Annotated in this window: 19 protein-coding genes and 1 other RNA gene; 10 read left to right on the top strand and 10 right to left on the bottom strand. The window is 65.5% G+C overall.

Features of this window, described 5'->3' with window-relative positions; translation table 11 throughout:
• Nucleotides 1–6: 6 nt before the first annotated feature.
• The 4 genes from ASG39_RS15170 to ASG39_RS15155 all read left to right on the top strand — a co-directional run bounded on the left by ASG39_RS15170 (nt 7) and on the right by ASG39_RS15155 (nt 4,637).
• On the top strand, nt 7–1,242 hold the full coding sequence (locus tag ASG39_RS15170; protein ID WP_082477273.1) for a tetratricopeptide repeat protein: 1,236 nt from the start codon (nt 7–9) through the stop codon (nt 1,240–1,242).
• Between the two features lie 247 nt (nt 1,243–1,489).
• Nucleotides 1,490–2,290, top strand: coding sequence for an inositol monophosphatase family protein (locus ASG39_RS15165; RefSeq protein ID WP_062595803.1), 801 nt, complete (start codon nt 1,490–1,492; stop codon nt 2,288–2,290).
• A gap of 234 nt (nt 2,291–2,524) precedes the next feature.
• A complete protein-coding gene (locus ASG39_RS15160; protein WP_062595802.1) occupies nt 2,525–3,604 on the top strand; it encodes a MotA/TolQ/ExbB proton channel family protein in 1,080 nt (359 codons plus the stop codon).
• Nucleotide 3,605: 1 nt separating this feature from the next.
• Nucleotides 3,606–4,637 carry a peptidoglycan -binding protein gene (locus ASG39_RS15155; protein ID WP_062595801.1) on the top strand — a complete coding sequence of 344 codons (1,032 nt, stop codon included), beginning with the start codon at nt 3,606–3,608 and terminating at the stop codon, nt 4,635–4,637.
• Between the two features lie 216 nt (nt 4,638–4,853).
• Here ASG39_RS15155 and ASG39_RS15150 read toward each other — a convergent pair whose 3' ends face one another.
• Nucleotides 4,854–5,864, bottom strand: coding sequence for a tripartite tricarboxylate transporter substrate binding protein (locus ASG39_RS15150; protein WP_062596001.1), 1,011 nt, complete (start codon nt 5,862–5,864; stop codon nt 4,854–4,856).
• Between the two features lie 172 nt (nt 5,865–6,036).
• Nucleotides 6,037–7,839, bottom strand: coding sequence for an ABC transporter transmembrane domain-containing protein (locus ASG39_RS15145; RefSeq protein WP_156468158.1), 1,803 nt, complete (start codon nt 7,837–7,839; stop codon nt 6,037–6,039).
• Nucleotides 7,840–8,130: 291 nt separating this feature from the next.
• Here ASG39_RS15145 and rpmE point away from each other — a divergent pair, with 291 nt between their 5' ends.
• Complete coding sequence (rpmE, locus tag ASG39_RS15140; RefSeq protein ID WP_018327882.1) at nt 8,131–8,352, top strand: 50S ribosomal protein L31; 222 nt, start codon at nt 8,131–8,133, stop codon at nt 8,350–8,352.
• A gap of 401 nt (nt 8,353–8,753) precedes the next feature.
• On the opposite strand, the gene ASG39_RS15135 is transcribed toward rpmE, so the two are convergent.
• The gene (locus tag ASG39_RS15135; RefSeq protein ID WP_062475155.1) at nt 8,754–9,272 is read right to left on the bottom strand and encodes a DUF1465 family protein; all 519 of its coding nucleotides are present in this window, start codon (nt 9,270–9,272) and stop codon (nt 8,754–8,756) included.
• A gap of 443 nt (nt 9,273–9,715) precedes the next feature.
• On the bottom strand, nt 9,716–11,050 hold the full coding sequence (locus tag ASG39_RS15130) for an MFS transporter (RefSeq protein WP_062595800.1): 1,335 nt from the start codon (nt 11,048–11,050) through the stop codon (nt 9,716–9,718).
• A 247-nt stretch (nt 11,051–11,297) separates the two neighbouring features.
• On the opposite strand from ASG39_RS15130, the gene ASG39_RS24255 reads away from it, so the two are divergent.
• The gene (locus ASG39_RS24255; protein ID WP_200943894.1) at nt 11,298–11,453 is read left to right on the top strand and encodes a hypothetical protein; all 156 of its coding nucleotides are present in this window, start codon (nt 11,298–11,300) and stop codon (nt 11,451–11,453) included.
• Nucleotides 11,454–11,484: 31 nt separating this feature from the next.
• Here ASG39_RS24255 and ASG39_RS15125 read toward each other — a convergent pair whose 3' ends face one another.
• The 6 genes from ASG39_RS15125 to tkt form a co-directional block, all read right to left on the bottom strand.
• Nucleotides 11,485–12,405, bottom strand: coding sequence for a PhzF family phenazine biosynthesis protein (locus tag ASG39_RS15125; RefSeq protein WP_062595799.1), 921 nt, complete (start codon nt 12,403–12,405; stop codon nt 11,485–11,487).
• Nucleotides 12,406–12,687: 282 nt separating this feature from the next.
• A complete protein-coding gene (locus ASG39_RS15120) occupies nt 12,688–13,713 on the bottom strand; it encodes a class I fructose-bisphosphate aldolase (RefSeq protein ID WP_062595798.1) in 1,026 nt (341 codons plus the stop codon).
• A 221-nt stretch (nt 13,714–13,934) separates the two neighbouring features.
• Nucleotides 13,935–15,134, bottom strand: coding sequence for a phosphoglycerate kinase (locus ASG39_RS15115; RefSeq protein ID WP_062595797.1), 1,200 nt, complete (start codon nt 15,132–15,134; stop codon nt 13,935–13,937).
• A 29-nt stretch (nt 15,135–15,163) separates the two neighbouring features.
• The gene (locus tag ASG39_RS15110; RefSeq protein ID WP_062595796.1) at nt 15,164–15,736 is read right to left on the bottom strand and encodes a putative glycolipid-binding domain-containing protein; all 573 of its coding nucleotides are present in this window, start codon (nt 15,734–15,736) and stop codon (nt 15,164–15,166) included.
• 164 nt (nt 15,737–15,900) lie between these two features.
• Nucleotides 15,901–16,911, bottom strand: coding sequence for a type I glyceraldehyde-3-phosphate dehydrogenase (gap, locus tag ASG39_RS15105; RefSeq protein WP_062595795.1), 1,011 nt, complete (start codon nt 16,909–16,911; stop codon nt 15,901–15,903).
• A 134-nt stretch (nt 16,912–17,045) separates the two neighbouring features.
• Nucleotides 17,046–19,028 (bottom strand): transketolase, encoded by a 1,983-nt coding sequence (gene tkt, locus ASG39_RS15100; protein ID WP_062595794.1) that lies wholly within the window; start codon nt 19,026–19,028, stop codon nt 17,046–17,048.
• 284 nt (nt 19,029–19,312) lie between these two features.
• Between tkt and ASG39_RS15095 the strand changes: the two genes are divergently transcribed.
• The 4 genes from ASG39_RS15095 to ASG39_RS15080 all read left to right on the top strand — a co-directional run bounded on the left by ASG39_RS15095 (nt 19,313) and on the right by ASG39_RS15080 (nt 21,038).
• Entirely contained in the window at nt 19,313–19,585 is a 273-nt protein-coding gene (locus ASG39_RS15095; RefSeq protein WP_062595793.1) for a DUF4164 domain-containing protein, read from the top strand.
• A gap of 56 nt (nt 19,586–19,641) precedes the next feature.
• Entirely contained in the window at nt 19,642–20,046 is a 405-nt protein-coding gene (locus ASG39_RS15090) for a cell division protein ZapA (RefSeq protein ID WP_062595792.1), read from the top strand.
• 85 nt (nt 20,047–20,131) lie between these two features.
• Nucleotides 20,132–20,289: non-coding RNA, 6S RNA (ssrS, locus tag ASG39_RS15085), on the top strand.
• Nucleotides 20,290–20,441: 152 nt separating this feature from the next.
• The gene (locus ASG39_RS15080) at nt 20,442–21,038 is read left to right on the top strand and encodes a 5-formyltetrahydrofolate cyclo-ligase (RefSeq protein ID WP_062595999.1); all 597 of its coding nucleotides are present in this window, start codon (nt 20,442–20,444) and stop codon (nt 21,036–21,038) included.
• Nucleotides 21,039–21,045: the final 7 nt, after the last annotated feature.

The raw sequence follows: 21,045 nt of genomic DNA, 5'->3' as shown, positions 1-21,045 counted from the left end.
CCTGCCATGCTGGATCGTTCGCCCCGTCTCTGCCTTTTGTCCCTGGCCCTGCTCGTCGCAGGTCTGGCGGGACTGCCTGCGCGCGCGCAGGAGGCGCTTCCGGGCGTCGAGCCTGACACGGTCACCATCGCTCCGGCAGAGCCACCCACCGACGCGGCACCCGCAGGGGACGGCCAAAGCGCCGGCGCGCCGGATGCGGCGGAGCAGGGCGTGACGGCCAAGCGCGGTCGCATCACGCCGTTCAATGGTGCGGCCCTTCCCGAAAACGAGGTTCCGGCGCTGCGGCGGCCGGGCGGCGAGGCCAAGCCTGCGGACGGCCGGATCGCGCCGTCGGGCGGGGTCAACGTGCTGGAGCGCATGGGGGCTGCGCTTCCGGCGCTGCCGGCCGAAAAGCCGTTCGAGGGCAAGGCCGACGATGCCTATGGCGCGTTCCAGCGCGGTTATTATCTCACGGCCATGGAGCTTGCCCTGCCGCGGGCGCAGCTCGGCGATGCGGCGGCGCAGACGCTGGTGGCGGAAATCTTCTCGCAGGGCCTCGGCGTTCCGCGCAAGCCCAAGGATGCCGCCTTCTGGTACGGGCAGGCTGCAGCCTCCGGCGATCCCACGGCAATGTTCAAATACGCCATCCTCCTGATGGAGGGCCGGGATGTGCCGCGCGACAAGGCGCGTTCCGAAGACTTGATGAAGAAGGCTGCCGAGCGGGGAAATCCGTCGGCGCAGTTCAATTATGCGCAGCTGCTCGTGGCCGACCAGCCGGGGCAGGCCGGCTTGAAGGCGGCACTGCCCTTTTATGAGAAATCCGCCGAGCAGGGCATCGCGGATGCGCAATATGCGCTGTCGCAGATCTATCTCAATGTCGATGGCATCCCCGACGACAAGCGCGAGCGGGCGCGGGAATGGCTGCTGCGGGCGGCCGCGTCCGGGGTCGATACGGCCCAGCTCGATGCCGGCATCTGGCTGATCGACGGCATCGGCGGCGGCCGCAATCTCGAGCAGGGCTTCGGCTGGATGCTGCGCGCCGCCAGTGCCGGCAATGTCGTGGCGCAGAACAAGCTGGCGCATCTCTATATCAATGCCATCGGCACCCGGCCCAATCCGGTGGAAGCCGCCAAGTGGTACGTGCTGTCGCGTCGGGCCGGCCTGAAGGACGACGACCTCGAAGATTTCTATCTCGGGATCGGTGAGGACCAGCAGAAAGCGGCGCGCGAGGCGGCAAACCGGTTTCGCGCCGCGCGCGGCTGAGCCGTCGTCGATCGTTCCCTCGGTCGGCTCCGCGCCTGCTGCCGGCGCGCCGTGTCCGCGCAGGGACTTGAAATCGGCGGGGATCTGTGGTCTTGAAGCGCCGCCCGGTGGATCGTCAGAACGATCCGCCGCGTTGTCGGCTTGATCCCGGTCTGCTCTTGAAAAGCGCCGTCGTCGCCGACCGTTCTGTGACAGCCCCGCGATCTGCCGGTCCTCTCTCCGGCGCTTTTTTCAGAGGAAGCCCGAAATGGCCCGTTCCGCCCTTCTCAACGTCATGGTCCAGGCCGCCTTCAAGGCCGGCAAGTCGTTGTCCCGCGATTTCGGCGAGGTGCAGAACCTGCAGGTGTCCATGAAGGGGCCGGGCGATTACGTGTCGCAGGCCGATCGCAAGGCTGAAAAGATCCTCCGCGAAGAGCTGATGAAGGCCCGCCCGACCTATGGCTATCTCGGCGAAGACGGCGACGAGGTCGAGGGTACGGACGGTGCGCATCGCTGGATCGTCGATACGCTCGACGGCGCCACCAACTTCCTGCACGGCATTCCGCATTTCGCCATCACCATCGCGCTGGAACGTCAGGGCGAAATCGTCACGGCCGTCATCCTCAATCCCGCGACCGACGAACTCTACACCGCCGAGCGCGGCGGCGGGGCGTTTCTCAACGATCGCCGCCTGCGCGTCGCCGCCCGCCGCAGCCTTGCGGATGCCGTCATCTCAACCGGCACGCCCTTTCTCGGCCGCGGCCATCACGGCAATTACCTCATCGAGTTGCGCCATGTGATGGGCGAAGTCGCTGGCGTGCGCAGTCTCGGCACGCCGTCGCTCGCGCTCGCCTATGTCGCGGCCGGCCGGTTCGATGGCTATTGGGAACGCGGGCTGATGCCGTGGGATCTGGCCGCGGGCATGCTGATGGTGCGCGAGGCCGGTGGCTGGATCGCCGATATCGACGGCGGCAACAAGCCGATGGAAGACGGCTCGATCGTCGCCGGCAACGAATATATCCGCAAGGCGCTGCATGAGGTTCTGCACCGTCCGATGCCCGGAAAATAAGGCCGGGCAGAACGCTCGCGCGTCTGCGCGAAAGCGCCCGATCCTGGCCGCGCGAAAGCGCCCGATACTGACCGTGCCGGGCCGGTCGGGGACGTTCCGCACGGGTCTTTCCGCCCGTGCAGAATATGCGGACGAACCGTTCCGGTTTTAAGCATTATGAAGTAGGGTCTGCGCCATATGGCGGACCCGGCCGATCGATGACCGGGCGGCCGGCTGGGAATCGAGAGAAGCGGCATGGCGAAACTGACATTGTCTGGTTGGGATGCGGAGCAGGGCGAGGACTACAATCCGAACAAGCTGACGAGCCCCATGGTGTTCTTCTGGACCATGGTCATCTTCCTCATCATCGTCGGCTTCGTCGGGGCCATCCTGTTCCGGCAGGCGCAGACGGCCTTTCTGAGCAATCCGGGCCTCAACGGGCTCATTCTCGGCGTCTTGCTGATCGGCATCCTCCTCGTCTTCACCCATGTGCTTGCGCTCCGGCCCGAGGTGCGCTGGTTCAACAGCTTCCGTGCCGCGGGCAGTGCCGACAAGGTCGGCCGCGATCCGGTGCTGCTCGCGCCCATGCGCGCGCTGATCGGCAAGCGCCATTCGATGGCGATCTCCACCGCGGCGCTCCGGTCCATCCTCGACAGCATCGCCACCCGGCTGGACGAATCGCGCGATACGTCGCGCTATCTCATCGGGCTGCTCGTCTTTCTCGGCCTGCTCGGCACCTTCTGGGGCCTGCTCGGCACCATCGGCTCGATCAACACCGTCATCCAGTCGCTGGATGCGGGCAGCGGCAGCACGGACGACGTGCTCTCGGCCCTGAAGACCGGCCTGTCCGCGCCTTTGACCGGCATGGGCACGGCGTTCTCCACCTCGCTTTTCGGCCTTTCGAGTTCGCTGGTGCTCGGCTTCCTCGATCTGCAGGCCGGGCGGGCGCAGAGCCGCTTCTATACCGAGCTCGAAAACTGGCTCTCCTCCGTCACCGATGTCAGTTCCGACGTGAACGTGCGCTCCGAGGCCGGCACCGGCAACCGTCCGGAAGACCTGCGGCTTCTGGCCGAGGAACTGAGCCGCATGGCGCAGGAAGGCGGCACCAGCCAGCGCACGACCGCGGCCATGGCGAGCCTTGCCGAAGGCATTCAGGGACTGGTCAAGAACATGCGCGGCGAGCAGCAGATGCTGCGCGACTGGATCGAGGCCCAGCAGGAGGAAGCGCGCTCCATGCGCCGCACGCTCGACAAGCTGGCCGCACGGCTTTCCGACAATGACCGGAAGACCCTGCCGACGCCGCGCCGCGCGAGCGAAGAGACGGGACAGGATTGAGATGGCGCTCGGACGCAGGGGTCGCCACCAGCGCACCGTGGATTACTGGCCGGGCTTCGTCGATGCGCTGTCGACGCTGCTCCTCGCCATCATGTTCCTGCTCTCGGTCTTCGTGCTCGCGCAGTTCCTGCTCAGCCGCGAAATCAGCGGCAAGGACGAGGTACTGACACGGCTGAACAGCCAGATCAACGAGCTGACCCAGCTTCTGGCGCTGGAGAAGAGCGGCAAGCAGGATCTGGAGGATTCGCTCGCCAATCTGCAGGCCTCGCTTGCGACGTCGGAAGGCGAGCGCTCGCGGCTGCAGTCCCTGCTCGATCAGGGCAGCGGCAGCTCGGCGGCTTCCGACCAGCGCATCGGCGACCTCACGGGACGGCTGGAGGCCGAGCAGCAGGCGAGCGGCCGGGCCATGAGCCAGATCGACCTGCTCAACCAGCAGATCGCGGCCCTGCGCAACCAGATCGCCGCCATCGAAAGCGCGCTTCAGGCCTCCGAGGCCCGCGACGCGACCTCCCAGACGAAGATCGCCGATCTCGGCCGCCGCCTCAACGTGGCGCTGGCGCAGCGCGTGCAGGAGCTGAACCGTTACCGGTCGGATTTCTTCGGCCGGCTGCGCGAGATCCTGTCGGATCGCGAAAACATCCGCATCGTCGGCGACCGTTTCGTCTTCCAGTCGGAAGTGCTCTTCCCCTCGGGCGGCAACGAGCTCAATCCGGCGGGGCAGGAGGAGATGGCGAAGCTCGCCATGGCGCTGCTCGATCTCGCCAAGGAGATTCCGGCCGAAATCAACTGGGTGCTGCGCGTCGACGGACATACGGACAATGTGCCGTTGTCGGGCTCGGGCCGTTATGTCGACAACTGGGAGCTTTCCTCCGCCCGCGCCACCTCGGTGGTCAAATTCCTCATCTCGAAGGGCGTCCCCCCCGGCCGCCTGGTCGCCGCCGGCTTCGGCGAGTTCCAGCCGATCGCCGAGGGCGACACCAAGGAAGCCCGCGACCAGAACCGGCGTATCGAGTTGAAGCTGACGGAGAAGTAAAGCGGGCAGTGTGTGTGTGGCCCGATTGCGGCCCTGGGGCTGCCCCTCACCCTCACCCTAACCCTAACCCTCTCCTCGCCTGCGGGGCGAGGGGACGTGGCCCGCGCGGCCGTTCAATGTAGCGCGAAAGCGGTGCCTCAAGTCCTTCTCCCCGCAGGCGGGGAGAAGGTGCCGGCAGGCGGATAGGGGCGAGCCCCACCCACCACGGCTCTCTCCTCAATCCAGCGTGACGTTCGCGTCCTTCACCACCGGCGTCCATTTGACGATCTCGGCCTTCACATGCGCCTTCAGCGCGTCCGGCGTCGAGGCGACGATGGTGGCGCTGAAGTCCTTCATGCGGGCGACGACGGCGGGGTCGGCCATGGCCTTCTTCGCGGCGCCGTTCAGCCGGGCGATGATGGGTTCGGGCGTGCCGGCCGGGGCAAACAGCGCGTTCCAGGTATAGGTCTCGTATCCCGGAACGGTTTCGGCGATCGTCGGCACATCGGGGAAGGAGGCCGCACGCTCGGCGGTTGTCACGCCCAGTGCCCGCAGCGTGCCGGCCTTGATGTGGCCGGAGGAGGAGGGCAGGTTGTCGAACATGATCGGCACCTGGTTGCCGATGACGTCGTTCAGCGCCGGCCCGGAGCCCTTGTAGGGAATGTGCTGCATGCTGACGCCGGCCATCTTCTTGAAAAGCTCGCCCGAGAGATGCAGCGGCGTGCCGTTGCCCGAGGAGGCATAGGCATATTTCTCCGGATCGGCCTTTAGAAGGGCGATCAGCTCGGCCACGGTCTTTGCCGGCAGTTCCGGATTGACGACGAGGACGTTCGGCACCAGCACCAGAAGCGAGATGGGCGCGAAGTCGGTTTCGGGATCGTAGGGCTTGGTCTTCAGGATCAGCGGGTTCAGCGCGTGCGTCGCGACCGTGCCCATCAGGATCGTGTAGCCATCCGGATCGGCGCGCGCGACATTGCTCGCGCCCAGATTGCCGCCGGCACCGGCGACGTTCTGGACGATGACCTGCTGGCCGAGATCGTCCGACATCTTCTGGGCGACGATGCGCGCCACCACGTCGGTCGAGCCGCCCGCCGCAAAGGGTACGACCATCGTCAGGGTACGATCGGGAAATTCCTGCGCATGCGCGCCATGGGTGCCGACCGCCAGCGCCAGCGCCAAAGCCGGCAGCGCTCCGGTCAAAAGGGATTTGAAGACAGACATCGCGTTCCTCCCGTTACTGTCTGAGATTTCGGGCAGCGCAACCTCCGAAGCACCGGCCGAACGGGAGAGTGACATCGCAGGATCGAAACAGACAATCGCCGGCGCCCGCCGGAGCGCCGCTTTTACCGTGCGAACGCGCCGTGATGGGTGGTCTTCCACCCGTCGGCCCCGGATGTGGGTGGAAAACCGCCCAGAGGCGTCAGAGATTGGCGACGTTCAGCGCCTGCGACCCATGATCGAACTGGAGCCTTGCGAGCCGGGCATAGAGCCCGCCCTGGCGCACCAGCGAGGCGTGGGTGCCGTCTTCGACGATGCGCCCCTGGTCCATGACGAGGATCCGGTCCGCCTTAAGCACCGTTGCCAGCCGGTGCGCGATGACGAGCGTCGTGCGGCTGCGCATCAGCCCGTCGAGCGCGGTCTGCACCAGCGTTTCGCTTTCGGCGTCCAGTGCCGAGGTCGCCTCGTCGAGCAGCAGCACCGGCGCGTTCTTCAGGATGGCGCGGGCGATGGCGATGCGCTGGCGCTGGCCGCCCGACAAAGTGATGCCGCGCTCGCCGACCGGCGTGTCGTAGGCCTCCGGCATCGCGCGGATGAAGCCGTCTGCCTGCGCCGCCAGAGCCGCCGCCGCCACCGCGTCTCGCGTCGCGCCCGGCGTGCCGAAGGCGATGTTCTCGTGGATGGTGGCGGCGAAGATGGTGACGTCCTGGGGGACGATCGCCAGCCGGGCGCGCAGGTCGCGGGGCGAGAGCGCGCGGATATCGACGCCGTCGAGACGGATCGCCCCGCTGACGGGATCGTAGAACCGGAGCAGCAGCGAGAACAGCGTGCTCTTGCCCGCGCCGGACGGGCCGACGATGGCGACCGTCTGGCCGGGCTCCACCTCGAGCGTCAGGCCCTTCAGGCTGCGCTCCTGCGGGCGCGTCGGATAGGAAAAATGGACGCCGTCGAAGGCCACACGGCCGGCGGCCGGCTGCGGCAGCGGCTTGGCGTGCAGGGGTTCGGCGATGTCGGGCCGTTCCTGCAGCAGCTCGCGCAATCGCTCGGCGGCGCCCGCGGCCTGGGACAGCTCGCCCCAGACCTCCGACAGCGCGCCGAGGCTGCCCGCCGCAAAGACCGAATAGAGCAGGAACTGGCCGAGCGTGCCGGGCGAGATGGTGCCGGCCAGCACGTCCTGCGCGCCGAACCAGAGCACGGCGACGACGCTGCCGAAGATCATGGTGATGGCGAACGCCGTCAGCGCCGAGCGTGCGGTGATCGCGCCGCGGGCGGCCAGATAGGCGTCTTCCACCGTACGGCCATAGCGCGCCATCGCGGTCGCCTCGCCATTGAAGGCCTGGACGGTGCGGATCGCGCCGATCGCCTCGCTGGCATAGGCCGATGCGCCGGCCAGCCGGTCCTGCGCCTCGCGCGAGCGGCGGCGGACATTGCGGCCGAAGGCGACGAGCGGAAAGACGATGACGGGGATCGCCATCAGCACGAGGCTCGACAGCTTGGGGCTGGTATAGACCATCATGGCGATGGCGCCGAGACAGAGAATGATGTTGCGCAGCGCGACGGAGGCCGTAGCGCCGACGGCGGATTTGATCTGCGTCGTATCCGCCGTCAGCCGCGAGACGATCTCGCCGGATTGATTGACATCGAAGAAGGCGGGGGACAGCCGCGTGATATGGTCGAAGACCTCGCGCCGGATATCGGCCACCACGCGTTCGCCGAGCGTGATGACGAAGAAGTACCGGCCGGCACTCGCAAGAGCCAGCACAATCGCCAGCACCATCAGCATGGCGAAATAGGTGTTGATGAAGGCGCGGTCGGAATTGGAAAATCCGTGGTCGATCATGCGGCGCACCGCGAGCGGCAGCGTGAGGGTGGTCAGCGCCGCTGCGACGAGGCAAACGGCCGCACCGGTCACCAGCCCCCGATAACGCTTCACATAGGGGAGCAGCCCGGCCAGCGGGCGGACGTTTCGCGTGCGTTCTGCCGCCTTGTCATTCTCGATCGCCACACTGTCCTCCACTCGTCCGGTCCCCGGACGATACGCGTCGCCTGTCTTGCCGTCAGATCATATCCTGGTCGGATCATGTCTGGCCATGATGTATGGCCATCATGTTCGGCCATGAGATCATCGGCCGGCCCTGTTGTCGGCCCTTGTTATCTCCGAGGCCTTCCTGTATAGGCACCGCATCCAATTGAAAAGACGTTGGCCGAAACGCGGTCTGCGGCTTCATTATCGTGTTCGGTCCGGTAGCCGCAAGTGGCTGCGACAAATGGACCCGGGAACTGCAGGAAGAGTGTTATGAAGGCTGATATCCATCCCGCTTACCACATGATCAAGGTGGTCATGACCGACGGCACCGAGTACGAGACCCGCTCGACCTGGGGCTCCGAAGGCCAGACCATGAACCTTGAAATCGACCCCAAGTCGCACCCGGCCTGGACCGGCGGCAACCAGCAGCTCATGGACCGCGGCGGCCGCGTTTCCAAGTTCAAGAAGCGTTTCGAAGGCCTCGGCCTGTAAGACCCGCTTCGGCGCCGCGCTCTCGCGCGGGCTGCAGGACTGTATTGCAAGAGCCCGGTTCGCCGGGCTTTTTTGTGTGTTGCGAGATGGGTGCCAACGGCTTTGGGCTGGGCGTGTGACTGCCCCTCATCCGTCTGCCGGCACCTTCTCTCGCGCGCGGGGGGAAGGGCGTACGCCGTACGCCTCACCGGTCTCATGGCAACAGATGCTGCTGGTAAAAGAGTTCAATGTCGTCCGGCACCTGCGCCGCACCTCCCTTCGCCCCGCTTGGCGGGGAGACGGTGCCGGCAGGCGGATGAGGGGCCAGCACGGGCTCGACGCCGAACCGACGAAGCCAACGACCAGACACGAAAAAGCCCGGCATGCCGGGCTCGTTTCATGACGCTGTCGATGCGAAGGCCTCAGTTTGCGCCGAAGGCCGTCTGCAGCAGGTTCAGTTGGGCTTTCACGCCGTTCTGGTTGTCGGGCACGAAGCTGCCGGCTTCCTGGGGGCGGTAGATTTCGCGGTCGAGCAAAGCGACGCGGTTCTGGAGGCGGAGCGAACGGTCGATCAGGTCGCGGAAGCCTTCCGGAAGGTCGGACCAGCCGGGCGCCGTGCGATCGACATTGAAGCTGTCGAGACGGACCTTGTTCTTTTCCGACAGAACCTGATCGCGTGTCATTTCGCCATTGTTGACGGCGCGCTGCAGCAGGAGCCAGGAGGCCATCTGCATCAGGCGGGTGGTCAAACGCATGGATTCGGCCGCGTAGAGAACGGAAGCCATGCGCGGCAGAACCTTCGAGGCCGCGCGGCCATGACCGTCGAGGTAGCTCGCCGTTTCCTCGACCAGTCCCATGCCCTCAGCGTAGAGCGCCTTGAACTGTGCCGATGCTGCGGCGTGGCCTGCAAAACTGACGGTGTTCAATCCGCGTTCGGACATGGTTTATTCCCTGGTTGGACGCATTCACTCAGTCAGGTAACGGGCGGATCGATAAAAAGTTTCTAACGCCGCTCTTCTCGAGACCAAGAATGATCTCATAGCGTAAAACACGCAAGTCTATTCTTAAGAAAGGGTTAACATCCACACTTTGATGAATGCGCTCTCGTGGCGGCAGAATTAAGGCAAAAAAAAGAGCCGCGGAAAGCGGCTCTCAAGGTAAAACAGGGAGAAAATCAGACCATTCGCCGAGGCTGAAACGTCTGAGTCCAGAGCGAACTGGATGCCATGATGTATAAACCGAAATGCTTAACGGACGGTTAATCGGCTATTGTTCCCATGCCGATCTGCAGCAATCGTCATCCTGTTAGGGCTTCGTTCATCCTTGCGCACAGAGAAGGCCGAACCGAGCAGGCGGCGCCTGAGTCGCCGGTCGCCGGCCCGCCTCAGGGGTCGCGCTGCGCGTCCCCAGTGAGTTCGTCTGCGGTCGTTTCCGCCACCAGGTCCGGGACTGGATCCGCGACAGGATCGGCCGTTGCGGCCTGTGACGCGCGGGGCGACATCTGCAGGCTTTCAGGCGTGGCCATCAGCGGACCGTTCGACATGGTCGCGGGGAAGGGGTCCCGCTCCGAGACCGGCACGGCCGCCCGCATGCGGCTGCGGAAGAGGGCATAGCCCGCAACGATGACGTGGGCGCAGGCGGTGATCATGAACAGCGCATAGGGCCCCATCGTCGTCATCACGGGGCCGCCGACCGTCGGGCCGATGATCGTGCCGATGCCGTAGAGCAGCAGCAGGCCGCCCGAGACCTTCACGAAATCCTCCGGTGCGGCGAAGTCGTTCGCGTGGGAGACGGCGATCGGGTAGAGCGCGTTCGACATGGCGCCATAGAGCCCGACCATGATGAGCAGCGACACCTTTCCGGCCGGCTCGAACAGGAAGATCAGGAGCCCCGCCAGTGCGGCGACGGCGGAAATGCCGGCGAGCACATAGCGGCGGTCCATGCGGTCGGACAGGCGCCCGGCCGGAAACTGCATGACGGCGCCGAGGAAGATGACGGTGCTGACCATCACAGCCACATCCGCATCCGGCAGGCCCGCCTGCCGGCCGAACACGGCGGCAAGCGTGCCATAGGCGCCATTGGCGATGCCGATCATCAGGATGCCGAGAAAGGACACCGGCGAATTGCGGTAGAGGCCGGCAAGGTCGAGGCGCACCTGCTTCAGCGGCTGGGGCGACACGGCGGTCGACATCAGGGTGGGCAGCATGGCCACGCAATAGACGATGCCGCAGACCATGAAGAGCACGGTGGTGTTGGTGTCGCCGAAGGGCACGATCATCTGGCCGGCGACCACGCCGAACAGGGTGATGGCGATATAGAGCGAGAAGATCGCGCCGCGGCTCTCGTTGGTGGCGCGCTCGTTCAGCCAGCTCTCGATGATCATCGAGGTGCCGGCGGTGCAGAAGCCGGTGAAGGCGCGCAGCACCACCCACCAGATGGGATCGACATGGATGCCGGTCATCAGCGCGACGATGGCGAGGATGGCGGCGAAGATGCTGAAGGCCCGGATGTGCCCGGCGCGCCGCACGATGGCGGGCGCCGTCAGGCAGCCGAGCACGAAGCCGCTCGCCCAGGACGTGCCGAGCAGGCCGAGCAGCGTGGCCGAATAGCCCTCCGTGGTGCCGCGCATCGGCAGGAGCAAGCTGTGAAGGCCGTTGCCGAGAAACAGGAAAAGCGTTCCAAGGAGAAGGGCCGCGACGGGGAGGAGGTTTCTGGTCATGAGACTCCGCTTGTTCCGGACGTGCGCGCGAACCTACTGCAATTTTTCTGAAACCGGAATCGGTTTGCGCATCAATCTCCCTACGATGTTCAAGCCCGGTCCCGCCATGCCATCCGCGACGCGCCGTGCTCCGGGCAGGACGGGTCTCCAACCCTTTGGTCTCAGGTCACAAATCTCCGGCCACGAAACCCGAAGTTCGGACGAAAGCGCGTCGCATGGCCGCGCAATTTCCTCTAAGGTCGCGGCGATGTCGAAAGCGCTCTCCCTCCTGCTTCTTGCCGTGATGATGGTCCAGCTGGTGAAGCCGCTGGGATGGCCGGGGCTTCGCTATCGCCGCGATTTCTGGAAGGTCGCGGTCGCCGCCATCGCCATGATGATGCTGACGGTGCTGATCAGGCCCTGACGCCGGTCATGTGGCGCGCCACGCAGGAGGCTCACACGGTGAGCACGCCGCGCATCACCTCGACGCAGTCGCCGATGACATGCACGCGGGACGGCCCGCCGTCCGCCGCGGTCACCCGCAGGCGGATATGGCTCGGGCGCCCCATGTCCACGCCCTGGTCGATCGTCATCTCCGTGGTCTCGGCGGGGTCGGTCTCGCGCGAGACGAGATAGGCGGCGAGCGCCGCCGAGGCGCTGCCCGTCGCCGGATCCTCGGGGATCTCGCCGAGCGGCGCGAACATCCGGGCGCGCAACTGCCATGGCGTCGCGGCGGGCCGGACATAGAGGAACACCGACAGTCGGCCGGGAAGGCTCGCATAGTGCTGTGCGGCCTCTGCGAAGCGCGCCGTATCCGGCGTGGCCGTCGCCAGGGTCTCGATATCGCGGATCTCGGCGACGACGAAAGGCACGCCGACGGACAGGAGGAGAGGCGCATGGTTCTGCGTCGCGATGCCTTCCGGCGGCAGGCCAACGATCGACGCCAGCCGTTCGGCGGGCACGCTGTCTGCGACCGAAAGAGGTTCCGGTGCGATGATGGCGGTGCCGGAGACGGCGCCAGTGGCATCGCGGTGCACCGCCACCTCGACGAGGCCGGCCTTTTCCTCGAAACGAAGATTGTCGCCCGGTTTGCGGCCGAACACCTCGTCCTCTCGTGCCAGGACGAAGCCGGTGCCGACATTCGGATGGCCGGCGAAGGGAAGCTCGGCATTGGGGGTGAAGATGCGGACCTCCGCCGTGTTGGCGGGGTCGGCCGGCGGCAGCACGAAGGTGATCTCGGAATATTTGAACTCGCGGGCGATCGCCTGCATGGTCTCGCTTTCGAGCCCGCGCGCATCGGGGAAGACAGCCAGTTGATTGCCGGTGAAGCGCGTGCGCGTGAACACGTCGACGGTGATGAAATGGTACTGCGCCATGGCGAAGGCTTCCCGGTCCGTTGAAGCTAACGAAAACAAAGATCTGGAAACTTTGCTGTGAGCCTCTGCCCACGGGACATATCTAGCGTCGAAGAGGGCGTCTGCGAAACGCCAGACTTGTGACCGTGACAATTCCGGGCGCGGCATCATCGTCTGCGCTCCGATGCCGCCATAAGCACAAAAAAACCCGGCCGCACATGGCGGCCAGGTCCCCTCCCTCCCAGAAGGTGTGTGCCGGCGTCCCGAAGGAAACCGTGCAGAAATGGTCGAACCAGGCGGCGATCAGGCCGCCTTTTCGAGATCCTTTTTCCAGCCGCCGAGGGCCGCCAGGCCGCACATGCGGGCGCGGTGGGTGAAGGCACGCTGGCCGGCCGCGACGTTCTCGGCCTTGCCCTGCCAAGCATTCAGCGCTTCGGTCTGCAGCGCGCGGCCGTAGGAGAAGGTCATGCCCCAGGGCAGGTCGTAGCCGGCGATCATGGCGGAGAGGTGGGCAGTCGCTTCTTCGGTGGACTGGCCGCCGGAGAGGAAGGCGATGCCGGGGACGGCGGAGGGAACGGTGCGCTTGAGCACGGCGACCGTGCGCTCGGCCACCTGTTCGACGCTCGCCTTGCGGGCCTTCTTGCCGTCGATGACCATGCTCGGCTTCAGGATCATGCCTTCGAGCGAGACGCGGGCGTCGGCCAGTTCGGCAAAGACGATGCGCAGCGTTTCCTCGGTCACTTCGGCCGAACGCTCGATCGAGTGGTCGCCGGGGACGCCGTCCATCAGCACTTCCGGCTCGACGATCGGCACGATGCCGGCTTCCTGGCAGAGGGCGGCGTAGCGGGCGAGCGCCTGGGCGTTGGCCTTGACCGATCCGAAGGTCGGCAGTGTGTCGGAGACGGCGATGACGCCGCGCCATTTGGCGAAGCGGGCGCCGGCCTCGTAATAGGTCTTCAGGCGGTCGGCGAGGCCATCGAGGCCTTCGGTGATGGTTTCGCCCGGAAACTTCGCCATCGGCTTGGCGCCGGTATCGACCTTGATGCCGGGAACGGCGCCGGCGGCGCGGATGATATCGACGAAGGGCGTGCCGTCGGCGGCCTTCTGGAAAAGGGTTTCCTCATAGAGGATGACGCCGGAAATGTGGGCTTTCATGGCCTCGTCGGCGCGAAACAGCATCTCGCGATAGTCGCGGCGCGAGGTCTCGCTGGAGGCAAGGCCGATCGTGTCGAAGCGCTTGCCGATGGTCGCGGTGGATTCGTCGGCAGCCAGGAGACCCTGTCCCTTTGCCATCATCGCTGCGGCAATATCTTCCAGTCTCTCGGTCATGATCCATCTCTCCGGCTTGGCTTATCTGCCTCCCGGAATAGCAGATGTCGAAAGGGATGCAAAATAAATTAAAATATTTAAACCGATTGAAAATAATTTAATCGGTTGAATTACTTGCGGTTTCGCAAATCGCCTGTGCCAAATCGAGTGCAAGCGCTTTGGAACGTCTGCACGCTGGAGACGCATGAATGTCACGCGTCTCCTGCAGGCGTCGGGTTCGGTTACTTCTGCTGGTGGAGGACATCGACGCCCGGCAGCGGCTTGCCCTCCATCCATTCGAGGAAGGCGCCGCCGGCGGTGGAGACATAGGTCAGGTCGTCGGCAACGCCGGCATGGTTCATGGCCGAAACCGTATCGCCGCCGCCGGCGACCGAGACGAGCGCGCCGCTCTTGGTGCGCGAGGCCGCATGCTTGGCTACGGCCACCGTCGCCTTGTCGAAGGGGGCGATCTCGAAGGCGCCGAGCGGGCCGTTCCAGACGAGCGTCTCCGCCTTGCTGACCCAGTCGTTGACGGCTGCGATCGACTTCGCACCGACATCGAGAACCATGGCGTCGGCGGGGATCGCCTTGATGTCGACCACCTCGTTGGCGGCCCCCGCCTTGAATTCGCGCGCGATCACGCCGTCCACCGGCAGCACGATGGCGCAGCCCGATGTTTCCGCTTCGGCAAGGATGCTGCGCGCGGTGTCCGCCAGATCATGCTCGCAGAGCGACTTGCCGACATCGATGCCCTGGGCGGCGAGGAAGGTGTTGGCCATGCCGCCGCCGATGACCAGCGCGTCCACCTTCTTCACGAGGTTGGTGAGCAGATCGATCTTCGTGGACACCTTGGCGCCGCCGACGATGGCGACGACGGGACGCTTGGGATTGCCGAGGCCGGCCTCCAGCGCTTCGAGCTCGGCCTGCATGGTCCGGCCGGCGTAAGCCGGCAGCAGGTGCGCGAGACCTTCCGTCGAGGAATGGGCGCGGTGCGCGGCGGAGAAGGCGTCGTTGACATAGATGTCGCCGTTGGCGGCCAGCGCCTTGGTGAATGCGGGGTCGTTCTTTTCCTCGCCCTTGTGGAAGCGGGTGTTCTCGAGCAGCAGGATGTCGCCGTTCTCAAGGCCGGCAACGGCGCTTGCCGCCGTTTCGCCGATGCTGTCGGCGGCGAAATGAACGCGCTGGTCGATGATGTCCTCGACGGCGGCGGCGATCGGCTCCAGCGACATGTCGGCGACCGGTTCGCCCTTGGGACGGCCGAAATGGGCGAGCAGGATGACCTTGGCGCCCTTTTCGGAGAGTTCGCGGATCGTCGGCACGACGCGCTCGATGCGGGTCGCGTCGGTCACCTTGCCGTCCTTGGTCGGCACGTTCAGATCGACGCGCACGAGCACGCGCTTGCCGGCGATGTCGGTCAGGTCATCGAGGGTCTTGAAGGTCATGGGGTCGTCTCCAGTTGCGTCTGATCGGGTCAGGTTCGAATGAAAAGCGTGGGATAGTCCAGCACGAGGCCGTCCGCATCGAGCGGCAGCTCGGCCGTGAAGCTGCGGTCGGCAGCCTCGTAGCGATAGAGCCGGTCCTGCGTCAGGCAGGTGTAGTGCTGGCCGTCACGCAGGGGCTCGAAGGTGTCGAAGGGGATGTAGAGCATATCGAGGCTGCGGGTGCCGTCCTCGGGGCGCAGGGAGAGCCGTCGGATCGGCAGCGTGTTGGTGAAGGGCGTGCCGGCGAGATCGACGTCGATGCAGCCGTCGAATGCCGGCAGGGCCTGTCCGTCGCCGTCCTGCCAGTGGCCGAGGCCATCCGAGACGAGCGAGAGGTGGAGGCCGGTGGTGGTCGAAAGCGTCAGCGCCGTCGTCGTCCAGTGCGGGTCGCAATCGATCGTATAACGGACGCCATAGGGGATGCCGGCGCGTGCGCCGATGACGACGGAGGTGATCCGGATGCCGGGTTGCGGTCCGTTTCGCGGCATCAGCGTCAGATGCTCCAGACCCTCGCCCTCAAGCGGACGCCAGCGCACGGTGGTTGGCTGCAGCGGGCGAAACATCGGGAGATCCTAGCCTTCCTGTGCCGAGGCGTTGCAGGCGGTCGGCGCGCCGGACCGGGAGGTCAGGGCGGCGTTGACGGGGTGCAGGGGGGTGCGCGGGCGACGACGTGCCGCAGATGAAAAAAGCCCCGGGCCGCCTGAGGCGCCCGGGGCTTTCGATCGTCTCAGAGCAGCTTGCCCATGGCGACGGCCGTGTCGCACATGCGGTTGGAGAAGCCCCATTCATTGTCGTACCAGGACAGGATGCGCACGAAATTGCCTTCGAGAACCTTGGTCTGGTCGATGGCGAAGATCGAGGAATGGCTGTCATGGTTGAAGTCGCGGGACACCAGCGGCTCGTCCGTGTAGCCGAGGATGCCCTTCAGCTTGCCGTTCGAGGCTGCCTTGATGGCGTCGTTGATTTCGGCGACGCTCGTGTCGCGCTTGGCGACGAACTTGAAGTCCACGACCGAAACGTTCGGCGTGGGAACGCGGATCGACGTGCCGTCCAGCTTGCCCTTCAGTTCCGGCAGCACCAGGCCGACGGCCTTGGCGGCACCGGTGGAGGTCGGGATCATGGACAGGGCTGCAGCGCGGGCGCGGTACAGGTCCTTGTGCATGGTGTCGAGCGTCGGCTGGTCGCCCGTGTAGGAGTGGATCGTGGTCATGAAGCCGTGATCGATGCCGATCACGTCGTTGAGAACCTTGACCACCGGCACGAGGCAGTTCGTGGTGCACGACGCGTTGGAGATGACCGTGTGTTCCTTGGTCAGCTGGTCGTGGTTGACGCCGTAGACGACGGTCAGGTCGGCACCGTCGGCCGGTGCCGAGATGATGACGCTCTTGGCGCCGGCCTGCAGGTGGGCGGCGGCCTTGTCGCGGGCGGTGAAGATGCCGGTGCACTCGAGCGCGATGTCGACGCCGAGATCCTTGTGCGGCAATTCGGCCGGGTTGCGAACGGCCGTCACCTTGATCGGCTTGCCGCCGTTGACGATGATCGAGTCGCCCTGAACTTCGACGGTCGCGGGGAACTTGCCGTGGATCGAGTCGTAGCGCAGCAGGTGGGCGTTGGTTTCGACCGGGCCGAGATCGTTGATCGCAACGACTTCGATGTCGGTGCGGCCGGATTCGACGATGGCGCGAAGCACGTTGCGGCCGATGCGGCCGAAGCCGTTGATGGCGACTTTCACTGTCATAAAGGCTCTCTCCTTTGAGAAGGCGTGTCGGGTGAGAAGGCGTGTCGGGTATGAAGACGTGTCTGAAGAGACGTCCCGGGTTCATGCGTCGTCATCGGGCATGCGCGAGCGCGCATGCCCCTTCTGGGAGGTGGTTAGGCGAGCTTGGCTTCCGCAGCCGCGACGATCGCGTCCGAGGTGATGCCGAAGTGCTTGAAGAGATCCTTGGCAGGGCCGGACGCACCGAAGGAGTGCATGCCGACGAAGGCGCCGTCATTGCCGATGAAGCGATCCCAGCCCTGGCGGACGGCGGCTTCCGCCGCGATCTTGACGGGCGCGGTGCCGATCACGGCCGCCTGGTAGTCTTCCGACTGGTCTTCGAAGAGTTCGAAGCACGGCACGGATACGACGCGGGCGGCGATGCCCTTGGCCTTGAGGTCGGCCGCCGCCTTGACGGCGATCTCGACTTCCGAGCCGGAGGCGAAGATTGAGACCTTGGCGTTATCGGCGGCGATCAGCTCGTAGGCACCCTTGGCGCAGAGGTTTTCCTGCGAATAGGTGGTGCGGGCCGGCGCCAGGTTCTGGCGGGTCAGCGCCAGGCCCGAGGGCCGCTTGCCGTCTTCCAGCGCCAGCTGCCAGCATTCCGCCGTTTCCACGGCGTCGGCCGGGCGGAACATCAACAGGTTTGGGATCGCCCGAAGTGCGGCCATATGCTCGACCGGCTCGTGCGTCGGGCCGTCTTCGCCCACGCCGATGCTGTCATGCGTCAGCACGTGGATGACGCGGATGCCCATCAGCGCGGCCAGGCGGATCGACGGACGGCAGTAGTCCGAGAAGATCATGAAGCCGCCGGAGTAGGGGATCAGGCCGCCGTGGAGCGCGACGCCGTTCATGGCCGCAGCCATGCCGTGTTCGCGGATGCCCCAGTGCATGTAGCGGCCGCCGAAATCCGTCGGGGTGATCGACGTCATCTGGCTGGTCTTGGTGTTGTTGGACGGCGTCAGGTCGGCAGAGCCGCCCAGCGTTTCCGGCAGGAAGCCGTTGATGACTTCCAGCGCATCTTCCGACGCCTTGCGGGTCGCGATGGTCGGGGGCTTCTCGGCGAGCTTCTTCTTGTAGTCGTCGATGGCCTTGTCGAAACCGGCCGGCAGCGCGCCGGCGAAGCGGCGGGTGAACTCGGCCTTCTTGGCGTCATCCGTGGACGACAGGCGCGATTCCCAGGCCTTGCGGGCCTGAACCGAACGCTCGCCGGCACTGCGCCAGGCATCGAGAACGTCGGCCGGCGTGTCGAAGGCTTCCGATTCCCAGTTCAGCGCCTTGCGGGTCGCGGCGATCTCTTCCGCACCGAGCGGCGAGCCGTGAACCTTGTGGGTGCCGGCCTTGTTCGGTGCGCCGAAGCCGATGACGGTCTTGCAGGCGATGAAGGTCGGGCGGTCGGATGTATGCGCGGCTTCGATGGCGTCGGAGATCGCCTTCTGGTCATGGCCGTCGACTTCGATCGTGTTCCAGTGCACCGCCTTGAAGCGGGCGACCTGGTCGGTCGAGTCCGACAGCGAGACGGCGCCGTCGATGGTGATCGAGTTGTTGTCCCAGAAGAGCACGAGCTTGTTCAGCTTCAGGTGCCCGGCGAGCGCGATCGCCTCGTGGCTGATGCCTTCCATGAGGCAGCCGTCGCCGCAAAGCGCGTAAGTGTAGTGGTCCTGCAGGTCCGAGCCGAACTCCTGTTCGAGCTTACGCTCGGCAATCGCCATGCCCACGGCATTGGCAATGCCCTGGCCGAGCGGGCCGGTCGTCGTCTCGATGCCTGTGGCATGGCCGAATTCCGGGTGGCCGGCGGTCTTGGAGCCGAGCTGGCGGAACTGCTTGATGTCCTCGATGGTCATATCCTGATAACCGGTGAGGTAGAGCAGGGCATAGAGCAGCATCGAGCCATGGCCGGCCGACAGGACGAAACGGTCGCGGTCAGGCCAATGGGGGTTCTTGGGGTCGAATTTCAGGTATTTGGTGAAAAGAACGGTCGCGATATCCGCCGCTCCCATGGGAAGGCCGGGGTGGCCGGAATTAGCCTTCTCCACCGCATCCATGGCCAGAAAACGGATCGCATTCGCCATCCGGTCGTGTTGTTCATTCGAGATCATGACTGTTCCGCTTAAGCTTGATGATCAGGGAACGGTCTCTATCCTCCAAAGACCGCATCGGAAGCGGGTGAGACATAGCACCTCGCCCGGTGGAGTCAACAAAGACGGCAGGCGTCTCATCGCTGTCGAAGCGCGAAAAATCGTGCTTGATCCACAGCTTCCAGCCTGAAGCTGACAGGCCGGCGTTGTATCGTCCGATGGATTGAGTCTAATACTGCGATTGGCTTTGTCGAGGGTGCAGCTTGCCGATTCGGTGCCCCGGCCATGGATTGGAAGCAGACACGATGGCGGCAGGAAAGACAGTCAGGGCGGCAATCGACGCGCTGAAGGGGGCTGTGACCGGTCTGGAAAGCGCGATCGACGGCCGGCTGGACCGCGAACGCGACCGGGTGGAGATCGAGGGCGAGGTTCGCCGGGTCAACACGGACAGGGCGCGGCTCGCCCAGGAACTCGACCAGTCGCAGTTTCGCGCCAACCGTCTCGAAGAGGTCAACCGCGAGGTTTCCCGCCGTCTCGTGACCGCGATGGAAACCATCCGCGCGGTTCTCGACCGATGATGCGCCCGATGATCCCGATATCTTCCGTCAACGGGCCTCGGGCCGGGAGTTAGCCAATGGCGCAAGTCACCGTGACGATCGACGGCAAGGCCTATCGCATGGCCTGCGAGGAAGGGCAGGAGGATCATCTCACCGATCTCGCCGCCCGCTTCGACCAGTATGTCAGCCATCTCAAGGGCCAGTTCGGCGAGATCGGCGATCTCCGCCTGACGGTGATGGCCGCCATCATGGTGACGGACGAACTCTCCGAGGTGGATCGCCGGCTGAAGGCGCTGGAAACCGAGGTGGACGGGCTGAAGCGGGCCCGCGATGCCGCCGTCGCCGAGCAGGCCGATGCCGAGGAGGCGCTGGCGTCTGCGCTGACCGAAGTCACCACCCAGATCCAGGGGCTGGCCGCCCGCATCGTCAATCGCCCGACGCCTCCGGCCCAGCCCGCCCATCCCACGGCGCATTCGCGCTAGGCGTCTTTTTTCGCAAGAGCGCCCCTGCCACGCCGATTTCGCAATCGCCTCTGGCATGCCGCACCGAAGCACTCTATATTCGTGTTGCGGTCTGCGCTTCACGACAGGAACCACAATCCCTGGGGCCATACTCGATCCAACGGGAGCTGTCCCTGTCCAGGCTCGTGGGCCTGGGCATATGGCGCCCACCTACGTTTGTAGGCACCCAGGATCGTAAACATCCATCGGTCGTGTGGATCGCACTTTTCGTCTTCCGTGCATGCCGAACCGGCAAGGGGCCACCGCCTTGCACGCCGTCGTGTGTCTCCTCGCCCTGACATCCCCAGCTTTCGCCCGGCTTGATCTCCGCCTCCGCAGGGTTCAAACCGCGTGGAGATGAGGAGTGGACCATGACGCTGACTTTGCGAGAACGAAAGGCGCTGCTGCGCGCCGAGCGGCTGGCGCTGCGAGACGCCCTGTCCCCGGATGTGCGTGCGGCCGGTGCCGCCGCCATGCTCGACCATGTCTCCGCGCCGGCGTTTCGCGAAGCCTTCGAGATCGATGGCGCTCTGGTCTCCGGCTTCTGGCCGATCCGCTCCGAACCCGATATCCGCCCGCTGATGGAAGAGCTCCGTCGCCAGGGTGCCGGCCTTTGCCTGCCCGTCGTCCTTGATCGCGAAACCATCGTTTTCCGCGACTACCCGGTCGGCGCGCCGATCGTGAAGACCGGCTTCGGCACCGCGGGGCCGGGCGAGACCGCGCCGGTGGTCGATCCGGATGTCATGCTGGTGCCGCTCTCGGCGTTCGATCGCGGCGGCCACCGGATCGGTTATGGCGCCGGTCACTACGACCGCGCGATCGCCCGCCTCGACGCGCTGGGAACGCGACCGCGCTTGATCGGGATTGCATTCGCCTGCCAGGAAGTGGCATCAGTGCCTTTTGAGCCGCACGACATCCCGCTCGATGCCATCCTGACAGAGGAAGGCCTGATCGAGATGCGCGGCGCTCTGTAAGCGAGAT

Origin of the sequence: Rhizobium sp. Leaf371, assembly GCF_001424045.1 — a bacterium.
Lineage (GTDB): Bacteria > Pseudomonadota > Alphaproteobacteria > Rhizobiales > Rhizobiaceae > Ferranicluibacter.
This window is presented reverse-complemented; position numbering and strand designations above follow the sequence as displayed.